The organism is Oceanirhabdus seepicola (assembly GCF_023684385.1).
In the GTDB taxonomy this organism is placed as follows: domain Bacteria; phylum Bacillota; class Clostridia; order Clostridiales; family Clostridiaceae; genus Oceanirhabdus; species Oceanirhabdus seepicola.
This window is the reverse complement of record NZ_JAGSOJ010000007.1, coordinates 17,441-36,902: the sequence shown is the minus strand read 5'-3', so window position 1 is coordinate 36,902 and position 19,462 is coordinate 17,441. Positions and strand designations below refer to the sequence as shown.

General features: G+C 32.4%; 22 protein-coding genes. All 22 read right to left on the bottom strand.

The window, feature by feature from the left end; genetic code table 11:
* Positions 1-10 precede the first annotated feature (10 nt).
* The 22 genes from KDK92_RS23310 to KDK92_RS23205 all read right to left on the bottom strand — a co-directional run bounded on the left by KDK92_RS23310 (position 11) and on the right by KDK92_RS23205 (position 19,421).
* Positions 11-451, bottom strand: coding sequence for a flagellar basal body-associated FliL family protein (locus tag KDK92_RS23310; RefSeq protein ID WP_250861832.1), 441 nt, complete (start codon positions 449-451; stop codon positions 11-13).
* A complete protein-coding gene (locus tag KDK92_RS23305; protein WP_250861831.1) occupies positions 451-1,197 on the bottom strand; it encodes a flagellar motor protein MotB in 747 nt (248 codons plus the stop codon). Before KDK92_RS23305 ends, KDK92_RS23310 begins: the two co-directional genes overlap by 1 nt.
* Complete coding sequence (locus KDK92_RS23300; RefSeq protein WP_250861830.1) at positions 1,190-1,996, bottom strand: motility protein A; 807 nt, start codon at positions 1,994-1,996, stop codon at positions 1,190-1,192. The genes KDK92_RS23305 and KDK92_RS23300 overlap by 8 nt, the downstream gene beginning before the upstream one ends.
* Before the next feature lie 23 nt (positions 1,997-2,019).
* Entirely contained in the window at positions 2,020-2,217 is a 198-nt protein-coding gene (locus KDK92_RS23295) for a flagellar FlbD family protein (protein ID WP_250861829.1), read from the bottom strand.
* 157 nt (positions 2,218-2,374) lie between these two features.
* Positions 2,375-3,769, bottom strand: a complete 1,395-nt coding sequence (locus KDK92_RS23290) for a flagellar hook protein FlgE (protein WP_250861828.1) — start codon at positions 3,767-3,769, stop codon at positions 2,375-2,377.
* Between the two features lie 58 nt (positions 3,770-3,827).
* Positions 3,828-4,217 carry a TIGR02530 family flagellar biosynthesis protein gene (locus KDK92_RS23285; RefSeq protein ID WP_250861827.1) on the bottom strand — a complete coding sequence of 130 codons (390 nt, stop codon included), beginning with the start codon at positions 4,215-4,217 and terminating at the stop codon, positions 3,828-3,830.
* A gap of 1 nt (position 4,218) precedes the next feature.
* Entirely contained in the window at positions 4,219-5,148 is a 930-nt protein-coding gene (locus KDK92_RS23280) for a flagellar hook assembly protein FlgD (RefSeq protein ID WP_250861826.1), read from the bottom strand.
* Positions 5,149-5,159: 11 nt separating this feature from the next.
* On the bottom strand, positions 5,160-6,503 hold the full coding sequence (locus KDK92_RS24865; protein ID WP_250861825.1) for a flagellar hook-length control protein FliK: 1,344 nt from the start codon (positions 6,501-6,503) through the stop codon (positions 5,160-5,162).
* Complete coding sequence (locus KDK92_RS23270; RefSeq protein WP_250861824.1) at positions 6,500-6,949, bottom strand: flagellar export protein FliJ; 450 nt, start codon at positions 6,947-6,949, stop codon at positions 6,500-6,502. Before KDK92_RS23270 ends, KDK92_RS24865 begins: the two co-directional genes overlap by 4 nt.
* A 1-nt stretch (position 6,950) precedes the next feature.
* A complete protein-coding gene (fliI, locus tag KDK92_RS23265; protein ID WP_250861823.1) occupies positions 6,951-8,264 on the bottom strand; it encodes a flagellar protein export ATPase FliI in 1,314 nt (437 codons plus the stop codon).
* A gap of 9 nt (positions 8,265-8,273) precedes the next feature.
* A complete protein-coding gene (locus KDK92_RS23260) occupies positions 8,274-9,023 on the bottom strand; it encodes a FliH/SctL family protein (RefSeq protein WP_250861822.1) in 750 nt (249 codons plus the stop codon).
* Complete coding sequence (gene fliG, locus KDK92_RS23255; RefSeq protein ID WP_250861821.1) at positions 9,007-10,023, bottom strand: flagellar motor switch protein FliG; 1,017 nt, start codon at positions 10,021-10,023, stop codon at positions 9,007-9,009. The genes KDK92_RS23260 and fliG overlap by 17 nt, the downstream gene beginning before the upstream one ends.
* Positions 10,024-10,025: 2 nt before the next feature.
* Complete coding sequence (fliF, locus tag KDK92_RS23250; protein WP_250861820.1) at positions 10,026-11,615, bottom strand: flagellar basal-body MS-ring/collar protein FliF; 1,590 nt, start codon at positions 11,613-11,615, stop codon at positions 10,026-10,028.
* Between the two features lie 23 nt (positions 11,616-11,638).
* Entirely contained in the window at positions 11,639-11,932 is a 294-nt protein-coding gene (gene fliE / locus KDK92_RS23245) for a flagellar hook-basal body complex protein FliE (RefSeq protein ID WP_250861819.1), read from the bottom strand.
* 11 nt (positions 11,933-11,943) lie between these two features.
* A complete protein-coding gene (flgC, locus tag KDK92_RS23240; protein ID WP_250861818.1) occupies positions 11,944-12,375 on the bottom strand; it encodes a flagellar basal body rod protein FlgC in 432 nt (143 codons plus the stop codon).
* Between the two features lie 5 nt (positions 12,376-12,380).
* Entirely contained in the window at positions 12,381-12,773 is a 393-nt protein-coding gene (flgB, locus tag KDK92_RS23235) for a flagellar basal body rod protein FlgB (protein ID WP_250861817.1), read from the bottom strand.
* Between the two features lie 556 nt (positions 12,774-13,329).
* Positions 13,330-14,463, bottom strand: a complete 1,134-nt coding sequence (locus tag KDK92_RS23230) for a DegT/DnrJ/EryC1/StrS family aminotransferase (RefSeq protein WP_276576107.1) — start codon at positions 14,461-14,463, stop codon at positions 13,330-13,332.
* Between the two features lie 25 nt (positions 14,464-14,488).
* Positions 14,489-15,481 (bottom strand): NAD-dependent 4,6-dehydratase LegB, encoded by a 993-nt coding sequence (locus KDK92_RS23225; RefSeq protein WP_250861816.1) that lies wholly within the window; start codon positions 15,479-15,481, stop codon positions 14,489-14,491.
* A 12-nt stretch (positions 15,482-15,493) separates the two neighbouring features.
* Positions 15,494-16,534: a nucleotidyltransferase family protein gene (locus KDK92_RS23220; protein ID WP_250861815.1), complete on the bottom strand. Its 1,041-nt coding sequence runs from the start codon at positions 16,532-16,534 to the stop codon at positions 15,494-15,496.
* Between the two features lie 4 nt (positions 16,535-16,538).
* A complete protein-coding gene (gene neuC, locus KDK92_RS23215; RefSeq protein ID WP_250861814.1) occupies positions 16,539-17,699 on the bottom strand; it encodes a UDP-N-acetylglucosamine 2-epimerase in 1,161 nt (386 codons plus the stop codon).
* The gene (gene neuB / locus KDK92_RS23210) at positions 17,699-18,715 is read right to left on the bottom strand and encodes an N-acetylneuraminate synthase (protein ID WP_250861813.1); all 1,017 of its coding nucleotides are present in this window, start codon (positions 18,713-18,715) and stop codon (positions 17,699-17,701) included. The genes neuC and neuB overlap by 1 nt, the downstream gene beginning before the upstream one ends.
* On the bottom strand, positions 18,702-19,421 hold the full coding sequence (locus KDK92_RS23205) for an acylneuraminate cytidylyltransferase family protein (RefSeq protein WP_250861812.1): 720 nt from the start codon (positions 19,419-19,421) through the stop codon (positions 18,702-18,704). The genes neuB and KDK92_RS23205 overlap by 14 nt, the downstream gene beginning before the upstream one ends.
* Between the last annotated feature and the right edge of the window lie 41 nt (positions 19,422-19,462).

The following is a 19,462-nucleotide window of genomic DNA, read 5'->3' as shown; positions in this document are numbered from 1 at the left end:
CCCCTACTTATTATTGAATTACAATATTATCGAAATAAATATCAGTTACTTCACCTTTTTCAGTTATAGAATTTATTCTGATTTTTATTGCCCTTTTAAGTTCCTCAACACCAAATGGATCAAGTTCATCACTTTTCTTAGATCTTAAAATTGTATTAATTGAATCTCTTATCTTAACTGTATATTTTGTTAATTCCTCAAGGTATTTAGCGTTATCTTCATATCCTAATACAATATTAACTTTAAGGAATTTATTACTTTTTTCATCAGCTAAATTGACTACAAACTCACCTACTGGAAACATTGATTCATTCATGACTTTTGTAACATTTGTGTCATCACCTTTTCTTAAAAACACATAATATACTCCACCTGCAGTTGCACCTAATAAAAGTACCGCAACAAGAATTATTATAATAAGCTTTTTTTTATTTCCGCCTTTATCTGCCATTACTCAGCACCCCCCTCATTAATTACATCATTTTTCTTAATAAGAATGTTAACTCTTCTATTCTTTGATCTATTCTCTTGTGTATCATTATTTTCTAATGGATGATTATCTCCTAGAAATGTAGGATAGAACCTTGTAGAATCTAATCCTTTAATCTCTGTAAAATAATTTGTTACTGTATAAGCTCTCGCAGCCGACAGTTCCCAGTTATCTTTATACTTTGAATTATTAATCGGAACATTATCAGTATGACCTTCAATAATGATATCATTAGGAAGATCTTTAATAAACTTTGTTATGGTATCAAGTGCTGGTAAACTTTCTTGCTTTAAATTTGCTCTCCCAGATTCAAATAAGATTTTATCCTTTAATTCAAATATATATCCTCTTGAATCCTCTTTAACATCGATGATTTCTTCAAGTTCATTTTCACTAATAAGTTTTTTCATATTATCTATCATCTCTATTTGTTCTCTATTAGATTCTTTACTACTATTTGGAACTAATTTACCTGCTATAGGAAGGTCTCCATTATTCATATTATATTCCATTATTGACTTCCCCCCCTGTCCCTTCATTACAGTTTGAAGGGCAGAAGATATAGATTGAAATTTCATAGAATCAATACTTGACATTGAATAAAGCATAACAAAGAAAGTTAGAAGTAATGTTACCATATCACCATATGTTGCCAACCATGCATTTGGATCTATACCATCATCCTTTTTAGCCTTTCTCTTAGACATTTGCTGTCACCTCAGCTTCATCCGAATGAGTATTTTTATATACTAATCTTTCAGCAGGAGATAAATATCCTGATAACTTCTCTTCAACAATTCTAGGATTAACTCCTGATTGAATTGCAAGAATTCCCTCAATCATCATCTCTCTCATATTAACTTCAATAGCGGATTTAAAATCCAGGTTAGCCGCCATTGGTAACATAATCAAGTTTGCAAGTATTGATCCATATAATGTAGTTAAAAGAGCTTTAGCCATACCTACAGCAAGTGCGTTGGCATCACTGATATTACCCATCATCTGAACAAGTCCAATCAAAGTACCAATCATACCAAAACCTGGAGCATATGCTCCCCATGCTTTGAAAACACCTGAATTTGCTCCATGACGTTTTTCCATCTCAACAACTTCTAATTCAAGTATTCCGCTGATTACTTCAGGTTCAATACCGTCTACTACCATCTGCAAACCTTTTTTAAGGAATTCATCATCAATCTCAGTTAACTCATCTTCAAGAGATAGCAATCCTTCTCTCCTGGCCTTTTTGGATAAAGATTCAAATTTTTTAATAAGTTCCATATTAGAAAATGCATTATCTTTAAAACCAGCAGCAGTGATTTTTCCTATTTTTTTTATTTGATCTAATGGAAAGTTTATAAGTATCGCTCCAAATGATCCTCCAATAGTTATGGCTAAGGAACCTGGATCTACGAATCTTCCGCCTCCACCTGTGACTACTCCAAAAACTATCATACCAAATCCCAGTATGATACCCACTAGGGTCATTGTATCTTGTTTCTTCATTATTTATGCCTCCCATTACAGCACTATTTAAGATGCTCAAACTCTCTTGCTTTTTTCTGATATGCAATGCATTTTGCAATAATTTCATCTGTCGTTTCTAAAACCAAGTATTTTTTTCCATTCGTAAGTGTTATTAACGTTTCAGGCACTTCCTCAATTTTTTCAATATGTATATAATTTAAAACAAACTCTTTATTATTTAACCCTGTAATTTCAATCATAGCTAACCCCTTCTCTTTTTAAAGAATAAAGAATAGAGAAGAAAGAACAAATTAAGATACCTTTCAGCAAATCAATAATACAATTTTTTCTGACGTTAGGAAGAAAAATTTCCTAATTTATTCTTTAATCTTTATTCTCTGTTCTTTTATTTAAATGTTATCTTTTCAAGTTTATAATTTCTTGAAGTATCTCATCCCCTGTTGAAATCATCTTTGAACTTGCTTGGAATGCCCTTGTTGTTACAATCATATCAGTAAATTGTTCTGTTAACTCAACATTTGACATCTCAAGTACTCCATTCAGCACGTCACCGTAACCTTTAGAGTTATCGAATTTATCTCCAGCACCAATTCCACTTCTAATAACTGGTTGGCCTGAGTTTGAGGAAGTAGTATATAAGTTCTTTCCTAATTTTTGTAGACCTTCAGCATTTTTAAATGATGCAACTGCTAATTGTCCTAGAACTGAAACTTTACCATCCTCAAGTACTCCCTTAACTAATCCTTCTTTTTCAATGAAGAAGTTTCTGATTTTCTTAGGTCCTTCAGCACTTAAAGTAAACTCCCATGATAACTTAGAGTCATCTGTATAACCTGGGTCAGTTATAGTTATTACTGTTTTAGGATCACCTGGATCTGTAGCTGTTACTTCACCTTCTGGTGTAGCCCAAAAAGTCTTACTTGCTCCTAGATCAGTTATTTTTTTTCCATTAGCATATACTGCAAATACATCTTTTGGTTTAGTTGGGTCGGTTAAATCTTCATAAGTCTTTACTTCAATTTTAACATCTTTACTTCCAATATACGGTTCATTACCTGTTGTAATAGTTGGTTCTGCTGTACCATCTATTTTTTTAGCAGTCCCTGTATAGGACAAAGTAACTGGAGTACCTATCTTTGTTCCATTTATAAATACTGAATCTGGAATCTTCATTGGTACTAAATTACTACCTACCTTAAGCCCACCAACACTGTCAGCATCAACAAACTCACAAGTTCCATTCTTATCGTAGTTAACACTTCTCGCATCTAAGTTTAATCCTTCTTTTTCGCTAACTACATATCCTAGCATTCTATATCCATCGGATGTAAGCAAGTTCCCATCTTCGTCAAGTGCTAAAGCCCCATCTCTTGTATAACTTATTGACATTCCGTTTCCTGAAAGAACTTCGTGACTTTTATTATCTACGCTTACTCCGCCTGTTGATGAAGTTGGTAGTGCTCCCCTTGCTACCATGAAGTAACCTGAGCCATCCATTGCAACGTCAAGATTTCTTCCTGTTGGCTGCATCATACCTTGTGTTACTATTGTATCGATACCTGAAACTTGAACTCCAAGTCCAACTTGTCCAGGGTTTACTCCCCCTTGATATCTTGAAGGTGCTGAACTCATCTTTTGATTTTGGCTAAGCATGTCTTGAAATCTTACTCTTGAATATTTAAATCCAGTTGTACCAACGTTTGAAACGTTATTTCCTACAACGTCTAATTTAACTTGATTAGCTTTCATACCGGAAATTCCTGAATATAATGACCTTAACAAAACTATCACTCCTTTTTATGTACGCATGCTTCCATCGTTCCACATGCAGGCCTCCCTAAGGTCCAGCCTATACAAATAATACACTATCAATATTTGTGATTACCCCTTCACTATCTTTCATATTGCATACTGTAATCACTGTTCTATTTTTAATATTTGTTATAAAACCATTATTTTTATAAATCAATACACTTTCCTTACAACCTTTATCCTTGGCCTTATCCAGTGCCTCGTTCAACTTTGAAATATCCTCTGATGTAATATCAATTTCTCTCTCTTTTACTCTTAATGATGCATGTTTTGAGAAAGAAATCTCTTCTGATTTCTCAGCAATTTTCTCTTTAAAAATCCCCTTAAAATCATTCGTAGGTTTATTAGATTTTTTAACTTCCTGCCTCTGTACGTCAGAAATAAATCCTTTTGGATAAACTCTTCCACCATGAATATTGAAGTTCATTCTACTCACCTGCTTCTAGAATATTCCTACTATAGAAATGCATCTCTTTAGGTTCAAAACCATTAACTGATACTTCCCAATTACAAGGTAACTCTGGTTCTTCCTTTGGTAATAAAATCTTCATACCTAAAACCTCTGTATCCGGAACATATTCAGTCCATTGTTTTTCATCAGCATTTTCATCATCAGCCACTATTTTATAACTGTATTTGTTATCACTTGTACTTGTTTGATCATACTTAACAAAAACTTTTACAGGTTTTTCATCATTGTATACACCATTAAGAAAAATATCACTTTCATTGTAACTCTCTTTTTTCTCCATTTTTGATGATATTACTCTTCCTGTAGCATCTATGATGGCTTTGACACCCTCATTAGTTTTGTATGTTGACTTAACTGTTCCTTCAAATACACCATCATTATTACTTCCCTTTATAGTCTTTCCAATTAATGATACCATCGAATGAAAATCTACATTGGAATTAATTGAACTCAAATATGGATCTGGTTGATTATATACATTAGAAACATCTGATAATTTAAATTTTTTCTCTTCTAATTTTCCATTCTCGAATATATCTGTTACTATAAGAGGTCCACCAGGAGTTTGCTCTATATTCTTGACAACTCCACCATATTGCTCTCCCTTATAGTTATAAGAATCAAAGGCAACAGTCTTACCAACAAGTCCATAAGCATTCTTAAACTCTGATGTTTTATTTAAGTTTTCCATTTCTTCCAGTGTTGTAAATTGAGCAAGTTGCGCTACAAATTGTGTAGAATCTGCTGGATTCTCTGGATCTTGATTCATCAACTGTGCTGATAAAATTTTGAAGAAAGAGTTTTTGTCCAACCCTTTGCCTTTTTCCACCACTTTTGTACCTTTGTTTGTAGCTCCATCCATTAAATAATTATTGTTTATTTCCATAAAATCACATCCTAAGCTAATGCATGAATATTATATTCTTCATCAATATCTTGTGTTGTTTCAATCTCATCTTCAACTTCAAAATCAAACTTTTTCTTACTATTATTAAATTGCTGATTAAAGGCATGTTCTTGCTCTCCATCTTTATGGAAAAGCGTATCCTCTTGATAAATTGAAACTTCAACATTTTGGATTTTAATATTATTTTCATTTAATTTTTCCATTATATTAGCACTATTATTTTGTATAAGATTATACGTATCTTTATTCACTGCTGAGATTTTAGCTTTCATAACACCTGAATCCATAATTAATTTTATAGATATCTCTCCAAGTTCTTTTGGAACAATTTTCAAAGTAAGTTCTTTCATGTCATTTACTGTCATAAACTTCACATTCTTAACAATGTCTTGTTCCAGATAATTAGCTCTAATAGGTTGATTTACTGGCTCAGCATTTTTTATACTAGCTAGCTTATGATAAAAGTTATTTTGAATAATTGGCTTCTTCTCATTTCCAGCTAAACTTTTAAGGACATCTAAATCTTTGTCCTCTTCATCTGGAGTCAACTTGAAGTCAATATCTGATTTTTCCATAACTTTCGAAACAGTTTCCTCAGCTTCCCCATTCAACTTAGCATTTATTTCACTAATAATAGCTTCAAGTTTTTGATTATTTGCTTGATTATTAGCTTCAATATTTGGTTGAATATTTGTTTGATTACTTTCAGTAACTAAACTAAATTTCTCACCAGTAAATATCATATCCATTTTCTTTAACAATTCAGAAATATCATTTTTTAACATTTCTTTATCTGATTGTGCTAAAAAATCACTCATCTTATTCTGAATATCATTTAAAATCTGTAATTGATTTTTTAATTCTGGTGACATTTCTGTTTCAGTTGTTTCATTAGATTTTAATTGTTTAATTAATTCAGCAATCAGCGTTTGAAGTTCAAGTAATTCATCAACTGAAACTACTTCGTTCTTTTCTTCTTCATTGCTAACTCCCTTATTTGATTCAGTTTCAGTAACCTTTTTATCTTCATTACTTACTTCTTTTTTTGAATCTGTTTCAGTAACCTTTTTATCTTCATTATTAATTTCTTTCTTTGACTCAGTTTCATTAATATTCTCATCAGAAACATTATCAACTTTTTCATCTTTTACAGATACTTCGCTTTTATCATCCGAATTGGATTTTACTGCTTTATTATCATCCTCACAGTTGTTTTTATTTGAAAGTATCTTTGAGAATTTTTCTTTATTACTTTTGTTAACGTCTTTGTATGAATTCTTTTCACTTTGCATATTTAATTTAGTATTTTCCAGTGCTTTTACTATATCTATCACTTTGTCTCACCTCCTTTCAGTGATTTCATGTTATAAATATTTAAAGCAAACTCATCATTCATTTGTGAATCTTTCCTTTCCCTTTCCGCCATATATCCATCTAATTTAATTTCTTTTAATTTTTCCAAGCTTTTTTTCTCTATATTTTTTCTTTTTAATATTTCTTTTTTTTCAACTACCTTCAGTTTCTGTTTATCAATCTCTTGGCTCTTTATATTTTTTTTTTCACTAAGAGAATTCAAATATATAATCTTTTGTTTTTCTAACAGTAAACTTTCAAATCTTTTCATTTTATATTCATTAATCAATTTCTCTAACTCAAATTTCTCTTGAATTAAACTTCTAAGTTCATCCTCAGCTCTTTTGTAATCAATTATTGCCTTTTCTTCTTCTTTTACCCTTATACTCAATACTTTTTCTAAAGAAAATTTAAATTTTTTAGCCATACTAATTCATCCTTATCTCCCTTAGTTTAAGTAACATTTCTTCATAAGTAATCTTTTCAAGAATTCCTTGTTTAAGAAATCCATTAATTAAATCTATTTTTTCAACTGCTAAATCTATTTTAGGGTTTGAACCTACTGTGTAAGCCCCAATATTGATTAAGTCTTCAGAGTCTCTATATACCGCCATAATATCTCTAATCCATGAAGCCAATTGTAATTGTTCTTTTGTAGCTATTTGAGTCATCAAACGACTAACACTCTCAAGAACATCGATTGCTGGATAATGATTTTTACTGGCCATTTTTCTTGATAAAATAATATGACCATCAAGTATACCTCTTGTAGCATCTGCAATTGGTTCATCCATATCTCCACCATCAACTAACACAGTATAAAATGCTGTAATTGATCCTTTATCTGAATTACCTGATCGTTCCATTAATCTAGGTAGCATAGCAAATACAGATGGAGTATACCCCTTTGAAGCAGGTGGTTCACCTATTGCCAGACCAACCTCTCTCTGTGCCATAGCAAATCTAGTAACAGAGTCCATCATAAGAATTACATTTTTCCCTTTATCTCTGAAATACTCTGCAATAGCAGTAGCTGTGAACGCCCCCTTTAACCTTACTAAAGCTGGCTGATCTGATGTAGCACAAACGATGATCGATTTTTTCATCCCTTCTTCACCTAGATCATTTTCGAGAAATTCTTTTACCTCTCTTCCTCTCTCTCCAATAAGAGCAATAACATTCACATCAGCTTCTGCTCCTCTTGCAATCATTCCAAGTGTTGTACTTTTACCTACACCACTTCCTGCAAAAATTCCAATTCTCTGTCCTCTTCCACAAGTAAGCATAGAATCAATTGCTTTTACACCTGTAGGAACAATTTCTTTAATCTTACTTCTCTTCATAGGATCTGGAGGTGAGTTATCTAAATTATAATAAGTAAATTGATCCTCGATTTCACTTCCATCAAGTGGATTGCCTAATCCATCTAATACTCTACCTAAAAGTGCTTCTGAGCATTTAACCGAAACTCCTATCTTTTGTGGGTATACTGCACACCCTGGACCAATACCTTGTAATTCACCCAAAGGCATCAGCATTAAATTATTATCTTTAAACCCAACAACCTCACAAGAGATAATAGAATCTTCATTATTATGAATGTGACATAGTTCTCCAACGGATGCTTTTATTCCACTAACCTCAATTGTAAGACCGATTACTTTTGTAACTATTCCCTGTTCATATGAACAAGTAACCTTCTTCAATTTTCTACTTATATTTTGGAAATCAATATTTATCATTTACGTCACCTATTCTGAAAAAATTGCATCTTTCATTTCATTTGTAGCTTCATCTATATCGATAATAATCTTACCCTTACTCTTTTCAATGACCATTTTCCCAATCTCTAACTGCTCATCAATTACAATGCTTACATCGCTCTTTGAATTAATGATTTCTAACCATTGTCCTATGTTCATATTTAAATGTTCATAATAGCTAGAATGGGTATAAATAACAATTTCCTCTTCTTTTTTTAACTTCTTAAGATGGGATTTTAAAATCCCATCAAAAGTATCTCCATAAGGAATTAAGCTCTTTAAAATATCTGAAATAGAATTAAACACCACATTTTTAATCTCTTCTTCACTTTGCTTTATATATTCTTTTTTGAAGTTCATTGCATCCTCAAGAATTTTTTGAGCATTTGAAAGAATTTGACTTTCTTTCTGATTAATCTCAGCTATAGCTTTATTGTAACCTTCATTATATCCCTCACTATAACCCTTTTCAGCACCAGCTGTATATCCTTTTTTGAAGGCTTTTTCTTCAATATTTACAGCTTCAGTATACGCTTTGTTCCTGATTTTCAAGGCTTCCATATGAGTTTCTTCAATAATGGTTGTTGAGTAACCTACAGCATTCATATCCTTGATGTTTGAGTAAAAATCCCCTTCATTTCTCTCACTCTTTGGATTCATGGTACTACTTGTCTTTATTACTTTTTCACCTGCATCATTGATTATATGTTTTCTTAAAACCCTAGATGATGATTGCATCTTCTCCACCTCTAGACATTATAATTTCACCAGCATCATCCAATCTTCTAATTATGCTAAGAATTTCTGTTTGCGCCTTTTCAACATCCACAAGACGTACTGGCCCAAGGAATTCCATATCCTCTTTTAAAGACTGTGCAGCTCTCTTTGATTGGTTTCTAAATATTGAATCCTGAACTTCTTGGGATGAACCTTTTAAAGCAAGAGCTAAATCGTTGGTATCCACTTGACGAAGTATTTTTTGTATAGATACATCATCCAATGATAAAATATCTTCAAAGACAAACATAGATGCTCTTATTTTTTCTGCAAGTTCTGCATCTTCTCGTTCTAGACTATCAGTGATATTTCTTTCAGTTCCTCTATCAACCTGATTAAGTATTTCAACAAGAGGTTGAATACCACCTATCAATGTTGACTCAGTTCTTATAACCGATGATAATTTTCCATCTAGTACCTTTTCAATTTCTTTTACAACCATAGGTGATGTACTACTCATAGTAGCAATCCTATATGCAACTTCTGATTGTAATTCTTCTGACAGTTCAGCCATAATCTGTGCACTTTTATCAGGTTGTAGATAACAAAGAACCAAGGCAATAGTTTGTGGATGTTCATTTGATATAACATTTATTAATTGATGAGCATCCGCTTTTCTAGCAATAGAAAAAGGTCTAAACTGTTGAGTTGCTTCTGTTACTTTATCCAAAATTTCAGAAGCTCTTGAGTTTCCAAGTGCCTTTGCTAAAACAGTTCTTGCGTACTCTATTCCACCTTCAACAAGATAATCCTTAGCTTTGTTTATCTGTATAAATTCACCTAAAATCTGTTCACGTGCTTCTGGCTTTACAGATGACATATTTGCTATCTCAAATGTTATTTTTTGAATTTCTCTCTCAGGCAGTTTTTTTATTATATTTGCTGAAGCTTCTGGCCCCAAAGTGATAAAAAGTATTGCTGACTTTTGAACGCCTGTTAATCTCTTTTCCTTAGTCGCCATAATTATCCCCTTTCATCCTCTGCTAACCAAGATTTTATAATCTCTACCACCTGTTCTGGTTTATCTTGCGCGTATTTTTTAACTTCGTTTGTAATATGTTCTTGCTCCGTTTCTTCCTCAAAATCTATTGGAGCAAATTCTTTAACTTTCGTTATAGGTTCACCATTTTCTGAGATCTCAATATCCTTCGACATTATACCTTCCATTTCTGCTATTTCAGCTTCTTTTTCTTTCTTTTTCATTCTTTTAAGAATAGAAAGAATAGTTATCAAAAGTATAACTCCTCCGATTGCAATGGCAATATTTCTTATTAGTCTTTGTCTTGCCAACTCAACTTGTTGTTCTAAGTAAACTTTTTCTGCTTGATCCATTATGTCTTTATTATTATTAATAAAATTCATACTTGCAACTGAAATAGTATCTCCACGTGCTGCGTCAAATCCTACAGCACCAGCTGCCATATTTCTTATCATCTTCTCACTTGCAGAATCAAGCGCACCTAATGACTTGTCCACAAGAATCGAAACTGTTATTTTCTCAACCTTTCCAGGTGACTTTACTACTACCTCTTTCACCTGTGGCACATTATAATTTTTAACTTGATCTTGAGAGCTTGTACTATTTGAGTTCCCACTATTATCACCAATATTTGACATATTATCATCAACAGGACTTGAAGAATCATTTTCATTCTTAGTAGATGTATTAATTGTATTTTTTTCACTTACAATTACACCTTCTTTATAGTCAATACTCTCAGTTTTTGTAGCATCAAAATTCATATCTAGATTTACTGCTACTCTAACTCCACCAGTTCCAAATGTTTCTTTTAACATATCATAAATCTTATCTTCATAAGTTTTTTCTTTGCTTTTTTTAAGAGATTCTTGTTCATCAGATGAAAAGATATCTCCATCCTTTTTTGAACCATCTTCAGTTACAAGCAATAACTCATCAACAGCTATAACAATATTCTCTGGTGGAAGGTTCTCAACACTTTTAGATACCAAAGCTACTATTGTTTTAACTTGTCCTTTCGATAATTCATCAACACCATCTTTAAGATCAATTCTTATAGATGCAGATGCTGGTTTTGTCTCTCTAGCAAACCCACTCTGTTCTGGTATTACAAGTATCACCTTTGCATCTTCAACCTCATAAAAACTCTTTATTGATGACCTAATTTCATTTTGCAATGCTACTTGATAAGCAACATTATTTTCAAACTCAGTTGACACCATACTCTTTGAGTTTAAAATAATATCAAAACTCGATGTATTGTCAGATAGTTTCACTTCGGACAATATTTTCATCCTAGTAGCCGCTGCTACACTTTTCTCTACTAGAATTTTATCACCTTCAACTTTATGTATAATATTTTCTTCCTCTAGCTTTCTAACAACCACACCTGAATCTTTATCAGTCATATTTGCAAACAGAACACTATACTCTGTTCTAGTCATAGTTATAACACCATATACCAACGCGATAATAGTACATGCTGTTAACATTCCAATTGATATCTTCACAGCTTTACTTAGGCCATTAAATCTAGCAATTCCTTTTTTGAAAGCCTCCATAAGCTTGTTCATCACTAGCACTCCTCACTCTTAATTTAAATTTGCATTTGGTTAAATTCTTGATACGCTTTAACCAATTTATTTTTCACCTCAAGCGCCAACTGCATTGACAAATAAGCTTCCTTAGAAGACATCATAACTTCGTGAATTTCTACATCCTCACCTTTTACAAATGCTTCTGTCATCCCTTCTGATTGTATCTGTTTTTCATTTACTTTATCTAGTTGTTGTTTTAATGCTTCTCCAAATCCTATGCTTTTTTCTTCTTTTTTTTCTTCGACATTTCCTAATGTAAATGACTGCAAGCTATTAATACTATTAATATTCATATTTTTCTCTCCTATCTACCAATTTCTAAGCTTTTAGAAAACATCTGCTTTTGTGCTTCAATACATGTCATATTAGCTTCAAAAGCTCTATTAGCCATCATTAAATCAGCCATCTCATTTAAATGATTAACATTTGGCATCAGAACATATCCCTCGTCATCCGCATCTGGATGTGATGGGTCATATACACTTCTAAAAGGTGATTGATCTTCTACAACTTCGGTAGCTCTAACACCCATCAATTCTTCTTTCATCTCACCATTCTTACCCATTTCATCTTTCATATACTCATTAAACACAGCAACCTTACGTCTATAAGGCTTTCCATCTGCACCCCTTGTTGTATTAGCATTAGCTATATTAGAGGCGATTAAATCCATTCTTAATCTCTCAGCAGCTAATCCGCTAGCACTTATCCTCATACCACTAAAAGCATTACTCATTTTTCTTATGCCCCTCCTTTTATAACCATTTCTTTCATTTTGTAAAGCTTGTTCATTTCACTAACCATTGCATTAAATTTAAGAGTGTTGGCAGCAAGATTTGTCATCTCATTGTCAATATCAACGTTATTGCCGTCACTTCTCATTTCCCCTGTTTCGTCTCTCACAACCCTAACATTACTCGCTCCTTTATTACCATTCAAACTTAAATGTTTTTCATTGGTTCTTTTAAATGAGCCAGAACTGTTATTTAGACTTTCTTCAAATTGCACTTTAAACTTCTTATAACCCTTTGTATTCCCATTAGCAATATTATTAGATATTACTCTGCCTCTTAAAGTAGCAGCATCTAACCCTTGCTTCAAAATGGAATAACCATTATTATCCACTATATTCACTTTAACCATCTCCCGAATATATAATATTTGACAAAAAATCCGTTTTTCCTTCTTATTTTCATAAATTTTTCATGAATTTTTCATAAATTTTTCAAATAATTTTCTGCATTTTACATTATTTCCCGCATTTGGTTATTAATTTTATGAGAATATTCTTTTGTCTCATTCTATATAATTTATATTGTATTACAAATTGAGTTCATATACAATATATTGATAATATGCGAGGTCTTTTTACTATAATTATCATATATCTTTTAAAATTTCTAACCTTGCCATATTTTCGATATTTTTCATTTATAAACCCAAGTTAATTATAATACATTTTGGTTAGATTTAGAAGTTTTTTTCTTAATTTTATTTACATTTCTTTAAATTTCTTTAAATTTAATTATAATTCCCATTAAAGCCTCTTTATATTTAATATAATTTTACTATATATTATTTTTTTTATCAAAAGCAATTATCTCCATATATGATTCTTAACACTTAACAATTAACAGCAAAAAGTGCTTAGAGCCCTCTATATAGCTCTAAACACTTCTTTTAAATATTTTTAATGTTGAGAATTTTTAACACTATTTTTCAAAATACTACACACTCTCACTATTTCCTCATCTGTAATTCCAACAGAACTTGGCAAATTAATTCCTCTTGCACTACACAACTCAGTGTTTATCAGTTCACCGCTCATTACCTTTTCACCTGAAAATGCTTCCATCTTATGTAGAGGGTAGAAGAATGGCCTACAAATTACTTTTTCATTATTCATATGTTTGATTAATTCATCTCTATTAACACCATATTCTTCAGATATCTCAATACAATTCAACCATTGACATATATCCTCATCACATTTACTCTTTGGAAATCCTAAGCCTAGTATTCCCGAAAGCTCTTTTTTATATAATGTAGTTATTTCCTTTTTTCTAAGAATAAATTTATCTAACTGTTCAAGTTGAGCCAATCCAAATGCAGCTAGTATATTTGGCATTCTATAATTGAACCCAATCTCATTATGGACTATACTGCCATTTTCAAGCACTGTCTTTGTTTGATTCTTAAGATAATCAATTCTCTCGTTTATTTTTTCATCATTAGTACATATCATTCCACCTGCACCTGTTGTCATAAGCTTATTTCCATTAAAGCTATAACAACCTATGTGTCCAAATCCACCTGCCATTCCCCTTCTTTTTTTACTTCCAAGGGCTTCTGTAGCATCCTCGATTACATATAAATTATTTTTATGAGCAATCTCCATTATCTTGTCCATATCCGCAAGATTTCCATATAGATGAACAGGTATTATTGCTTTAGTTCTTTCACTTACAGCCTTTTCTATTTCTTTGGTATCAATTGTGTAATTCTCCAAATTCACATCAACAAAAATTACTTTTGCCCCAACATATTTTATTACATTAACTGTTGATATAAATGTGAGAGAAGGTACAATAACTTCATCACCCTCTCCAACATTCAAAGCCGCAAGAGCTAAATGAAGTGCTGCTGTTCCATTAATAACAGCGTTGGAATATTTTATACCAGTAAATCTACTGAATTCTTCTTCAAATTTATTTAGATACTCTCCCCCTGTAGATGATACCCAACCTGATTCAATACATTCTTTAACATAATCAACTTCATTACCGCTAATTTCAGGAATACACAAAGGTACAATCTTTTTCATAAAATCACCTCACTATTTCGACTCTCTACTTATTGTATATATCCACTTTGAATCTATTCATGTTCTTCTCAATCCATCTATAAGTTTCTTCTAACCCCTGATCAAGGGAATAGTTAGGTTTCCAATCTGTGAGTTCAAGAATCTTCTTATTATCTCCAAAGAGTCTGTTAACTTCACTCTTCTCAGGACGAATCCTCTCCTCATCACAGATAATCTTAATATCTCTACCACTTATTTTAAATATCTTATTTGCCAAATCACCAATTGAAATCTCAGAATTAGAAGCAGCATTAATTACTTCACCAATTGTTTTATCACTCTCTGCAATCTTTATAAAAGCCTCTGCAGTATCTTTTACATAATTAAAATCCCTTAATGGTGATAATGCACCAAGTTTAATTTCTTCTTTACCTGCTATTACCTGAGACATAATTGTAGGTATTACCGCTCTAGCTGATTGCCTTGGACCATAAGTATTAAAGGGTCTTATTGTAGCAACGGGCAGATTAAAACTTCTATAAAAACTTTCAGCCATCATATCTGCTGCAATTTTTGCTGCCGAGTATGGTGATTGAGCTTGCATGGGGTGTTTTTCATCTATAGGCACATATAATGCAGTACCATATGTCTCAGATGTAGAAGTGTGTATTATTTTTTCTACTCCCCACTCTCTACAAGCTTCAAGAACATTGGTTGTTCCTTCAACATTTGTTTTCACATATGCCATAGGAGAATCATATGAATATGGAATAGCTATAAGTGATGCAAGGTGAAACACAACCTCAGATCCTTTTATAAGCCTCCTCATACTATCATAATCCCTCACATTACCTGAAACAACTTTTGTGGCATTTTTCTTATCTTCTGAAAAATCATCAATGTTTCCCCAACTATTAAATGAATTATATTGTACAAGTGCCGTTACATCTGCACCAATTTCTATTAATTTCTCAGTTAGATAACTTCCTATGAATCCATCTGCTCCTGTTATAACTACTTTTTTTCCTTTTAAGTCCATAATATCCTCCATCTATACCAATTTATACGCTTCAATATTTGCCTTCTCGAAATCTTCCATTCTTCCAATATCAGTCCAGTATTCCTTTATAGGATACACCATCCTTTTATTGTTCACATTATCAGCTCTCTCTATTACCTCTGTCATATCTATCTTTTCACCATTTTGTATGACAGCAATAATATTCTTCTTAAGAGCATATATTCCACTATTTATGAAAAAATTAAATTTAGGCTTCTCTTCTATTTTATTAATAATAAGCCCTTCAGTCTCAATAACTCCATAAGGGATCTGCACCTTATATTCTCTAGCTCCCACTGTGATATCATTATCGCCCTTTTTATGAAAGTTCAAGAACTCTTCATAATCTAAACCTGTTAATATATCTCCATTAACCATTATAATATCTTCACTGTCGATAATATCCTCACAAAGAGAAAGAGATCCGGCTGTACCTAGAGGCGTTTCCTCAGTTATGTATTCTATCCTTATACCGTACTTCTCACCGTCACCGAAGTACTCTCTAATCATTTCGCCTTTATAATTAAGAGTTATGATAAATTTTCTAAAACCAAAATATATGAATCCATCAATTATATGTTCAAGAACAGGTTTCTCTCCTATCTTCAAAAGAGGTTTAGGCATATTATCTGTGAGAGGCCTTAATCTAGATCCAAAACCACCAGCTTGTATTACAACCCATTCTTCTTTCTTATCATATGCAATTATATCATCAAGAAAATATAATTTTTTCAACTTTTTCTCCTCGTCGATAACCGGTAATTGACGTATCTTATATTTCAACATAATTTCTTTTGCTTTTCTCTTACCAGCATCATAATCTAAATGCTTAATGTTTCTAAAAAACACATCTTCTATAGTACTTTCTAAACCCCTCCCATCGAGAAGAGCCCTTCTAATATCTCCATCAGTTATCATTCCTAAAACCTGCTTCTCATCATTCACAACAATAGCAGCACTGGTAAGGTTTTTATCTATCTTTTCCATAGCTTTTCTTATTGAACACTTATAGTGAACATAATATTTTTCCAAATTCTCACCTCACATCATAAAATTTCTTTTCTAATGTTATTTTATCATTCTCCAGAAAATCTTTCATAATACTAAGTATTCTCTTAGAGGTATTTCCATCACCAAATATATTATCACTTGCCATGCAAACTTCTCTCATCTTTTCTGTCTGTACATATTTCATTGATTCCATGATTTGCTTCTTATCCCAAGGGATATCTATAACACATTTTGAACGAATTCTACCTTTTTGTCTATCGCCAATATTTATCACAGGCTTTTTAAATGCAGGCACTTCTATAACGCCACTTGAGGAATTCCCCATAACAAACTCACAACTCTCTACAGCACTAAGGTATCTTCTTATTCCTAAAGATTTAACAAAAATACATCTTTCTCTATTTTTAAATGCATATTCAATTAAACGCTTATTAATCTTCTCTCCCCCTCCATCAGAGTTTGACCCTGTAAATATACACTTTAATTCTTTCCATTCATCAATAGCACTGAGCATCTCTTCTATATATGAGATATCTCCTTTTTTAAGTGTCTCAGGATGACAAGTTATAACACAGTAATCACCATCAAGATTAAAACCGAGCTCATTCCCAAGTTCTTGTTTAGACATTTTATCCATGTTTATAATATTTTCAACTCCTAGTGCTCCAACAGTAAATACCCTTTCTGGTGATTCTCCAAGTTGAATAACTCTTCTTCTATATTCATCACAGCTCACAAAATGAAGATAACTCATTTTTGATATTGAATGTCTAAATGCATCATCATATGCTCCTTCTGTGACTTCCCCACCATGTATATGTGCAATGGGTATTTTCATCACATGACAAACACTAGCCATGGCAAAAGCTTCATATCTATCTCCAAGTATAACCATCATATCTGGATTAACTCTCTTCATGCCATTGCTATATTCTTCAAATGCAATTCCCATACTTTTGCAAATCCCTAAATCATGGTTATGTTTAAGGTGTATATCGATTATTTCAAGAGAAGGAAATTCATCTTTTAAAATTTCTTTATATGTATAACCGTATTTCTCTGAAAGATGACTTCCACTGACAACAATAGTTAAATCTATTTCCCTATCTTCTTTAAATTTAAAAAGCAAAGGCCTAAGGAGCCCATATTCAGCACGAGTTCCTGTGAAAACACATATTTTCAACATCAATATCCTCTCCTATAAAATTCAATCAGTTCATCACTCTTAAAATTTCTTTTAGCCTTAGTTCCTATTACTTTATCCCACTCCATTGGACTTATCCCATTCCCAGGTCTCTTACATGTAATATTCTTTTCAGTAAATATTTCCCCTGCTTCAATATTTTCAGCAGCAACTATACTTTTCCTTGCTATTCCCTTATTTTTAAGTTCTGACTTACTAGTAACCTTTAATCCATTTCCCATAGCCATCTCAATATTTCTTATACACTGAATCATATTTTTCAGTTCTGTTGGTTCAAGACTAGCTTTATGATCAGGTCCTATCATACTCTTATCCAAGGTGAAATGTTTCTCAATCACCCTAGCACCAAGTGAAACAGCAGCTATAGGCACTTCAATTCCTAATGTATGATCAGAATAACCTACTTCTTTATTAAGTTCCTCTTTTAATGTTAACATTGCCGAAAGATTTACATCTTCCATCGGTGTTGGATATTCTGTATTGCAGTGCAGCACTATTATCTCTTCGCAACTATTTTCCAACACTTCAACTGCCCTTTTAACTTCACCCATATCACTCATTCCAGTGGATAATATAACCTTTTTATTTGTTTCAGCTACCGCTCTGAGATACGGAAGATTTGTTATTTCCCCTGATGGTATCTTTATTAATTCTATTCCCAAGTCAGATAATTCTTTTATACTCTCTATATCAAAAGGAGAGGTAAGAAAATCTATCCCTACTTCTTCGCAATAATTCTTTAGTATTTTATGTTCAGTAAATCCAATCTCAAGTTTTTTTAACATCTGAAGTTGACTCTCCATCTCTCCAGTTGTTTTCCTTTGATAATCAGCTTTCACTGCAGAACTTGAAGTCATATTTTCACTTTTGAACAGTTGAAATTTCACTGCATTTGCACCAGCCCACTTGGCTTTTTCCACAAGTTTCTTGGCAAGCTCCATATCTCCATTATGATTAACACCTGCTTCTGCTATGATATATACATTATCTCTTCTCATTCTGATTTTCCTTTCTTCTATTAAGGTAATACCCTGCTATAATTAAATCCTTTTCATCATCTATATCAACTGAGTGGCTCTTATCCATTATAAATGGAATTGTATCCTCATCCACAAAACATCTCTTTTCCTTAATCATGTTCACTGCATTTATATAAATAGCACCGTTAAACACATAATATGTCGGAAGTTCTTGCCTTCTTGTATTATTCCCCCGGAAATTAACTATTTCTGTCAATCTCCCTTCCTTTATTTCTCTCATAATTATTGGACTTTTCTCACTCTCACAAACACTCACAAGTGACTCTGCACCACTTTTCAAAAAATCCAAAATAGCTTTATCAAGATCCTCAGCTGTTCTCAATGGGGAAGTAGGCTGAAGAAGTATCACTATTTCATATTTCCCAACTCTTTTCTCCATCTCACCAACAGCATGCAACACCACATCAATAGATTTAGCCCTATCATCCGCTAAATTCTCTGGTCTTAAAAAAGGAACCTTAGCTCCGTACAACTCACTCACTTCTTTTATATTTTCACTATCAGTAGATACTATGTATTCATCTATATAAGAACTCTCTGCACAAACATCTATGGTGTACCCAATCAAATGTTTCCCTTGAAGTTTAATGATATTTTTATTCTTTATTCCCTTAGAACCACCCCTTGCAGGAATTACCGCAAGAATCTTTTTTCCATCTATCATAATTATCATCCTTTCAAGGTTTATTTTAACATCTTTTAGAG

Excerpts from the sequence above, each read along its gene's own strand:
- KDK92_RS23280 (WP_250861826.1), bottom strand. The coding sequence starts at position 5,148 with ATGGAAATAAACAATAATTATTTAATGGATGGAGCTACAAACAAAGGT.
- KDK92_RS23300 (WP_250861830.1), bottom strand. The coding sequence starts at position 1,996 with ATGAAGAAACAAGATACAATGACCCTAGTGGGTATCATACTGGGATTT.
- fliE (WP_250861819.1), bottom strand. The coding sequence starts at position 11,932 with ATGAATATTAATAGTATTAATAGCTTGCAGTCATTTACATTAGGAAAT.
- KDK92_RS23285 (WP_250861827.1), bottom strand. The coding sequence starts at position 4,217 with ATGAACTTCAATATTCATGGTGGAAGAGTTTATCCAAAAGGATTTATT.
- KDK92_RS23225 (WP_250861816.1), bottom strand. The coding sequence starts at position 15,481 with ATGGACTTAAAAGGAAAAAAAGTAGTTATAACAGGAGCAGATGGATTC.
- KDK92_RS23295 (WP_250861829.1), bottom strand. The coding sequence starts at position 2,217 with ATGATTGAAATTACAGGGTTAAATAATAAAGAGTTTGTTTTAAATTAT.
- KDK92_RS23305 (WP_250861831.1), bottom strand. The coding sequence starts at position 1,197 with ATGTCTAAGAGAAAGGCTAAAAAGGATGATGGTATAGATCCAAATGCA.
- KDK92_RS23230 (WP_276576107.1), bottom strand. The coding sequence starts at position 14,463 with ATGAAAAAGATTGTACCTTTGTGTATTCCTGAAATTAGCGGTAATGAA.
- fliG (WP_250861821.1), bottom strand. The coding sequence starts at position 10,023 with ATGGCGACTAAGGAAAAGAGATTAACAGGCGTTCAAAAGTCAGCAATA.
- fliI (WP_250861823.1), bottom strand. The coding sequence starts at position 8,264 with ATGATAAATATTGATTTCCAAAATATAAGTAGAAAATTGAAGAAGGTT.
- KDK92_RS23205 (WP_250861812.1), bottom strand. The coding sequence starts at position 19,421 with ATGATAGATGGAAAAAAGATTCTTGCGGTAATTCCTGCAAGGGGTGGT.
- KDK92_RS23260 (WP_250861822.1), bottom strand. The coding sequence starts at position 9,023 with ATGCAATCATCATCTAGGGTTTTAAGAAAACATATAATCAATGATGCA.
- fliF (WP_250861820.1), bottom strand. The coding sequence starts at position 11,615 with ATGAACAAGCTTATGGAGGCTTTCAAAAAAGGAATTGCTAGATTTAAT.
- neuB (WP_250861813.1), bottom strand. The coding sequence starts at position 18,715 with ATGAGAAGAGATAATGTATATATCATAGCAGAAGCAGGTGTTAATCAT.
- flgC (WP_250861818.1), bottom strand. The coding sequence starts at position 12,375 with ATGAGTAATGCTTTTAGTGGTATGAGGATAAGTGCTAGCGGATTAGCT.
- KDK92_RS23310 (WP_250861832.1), bottom strand. The coding sequence starts at position 451 with ATGGCAGATAAAGGCGGAAATAAAAAAAAGCTTATTATAATAATTCTT.
- neuC (WP_250861814.1), bottom strand. The coding sequence starts at position 17,699 with ATGTTGAAAATATGTGTTTTCACAGGAACTCGTGCTGAATATGGGCTC.
- KDK92_RS23270 (WP_250861824.1), bottom strand. The coding sequence starts at position 6,949 with ATGGCTAAAAAATTTAAATTTTCTTTAGAAAAAGTATTGAGTATAAGG.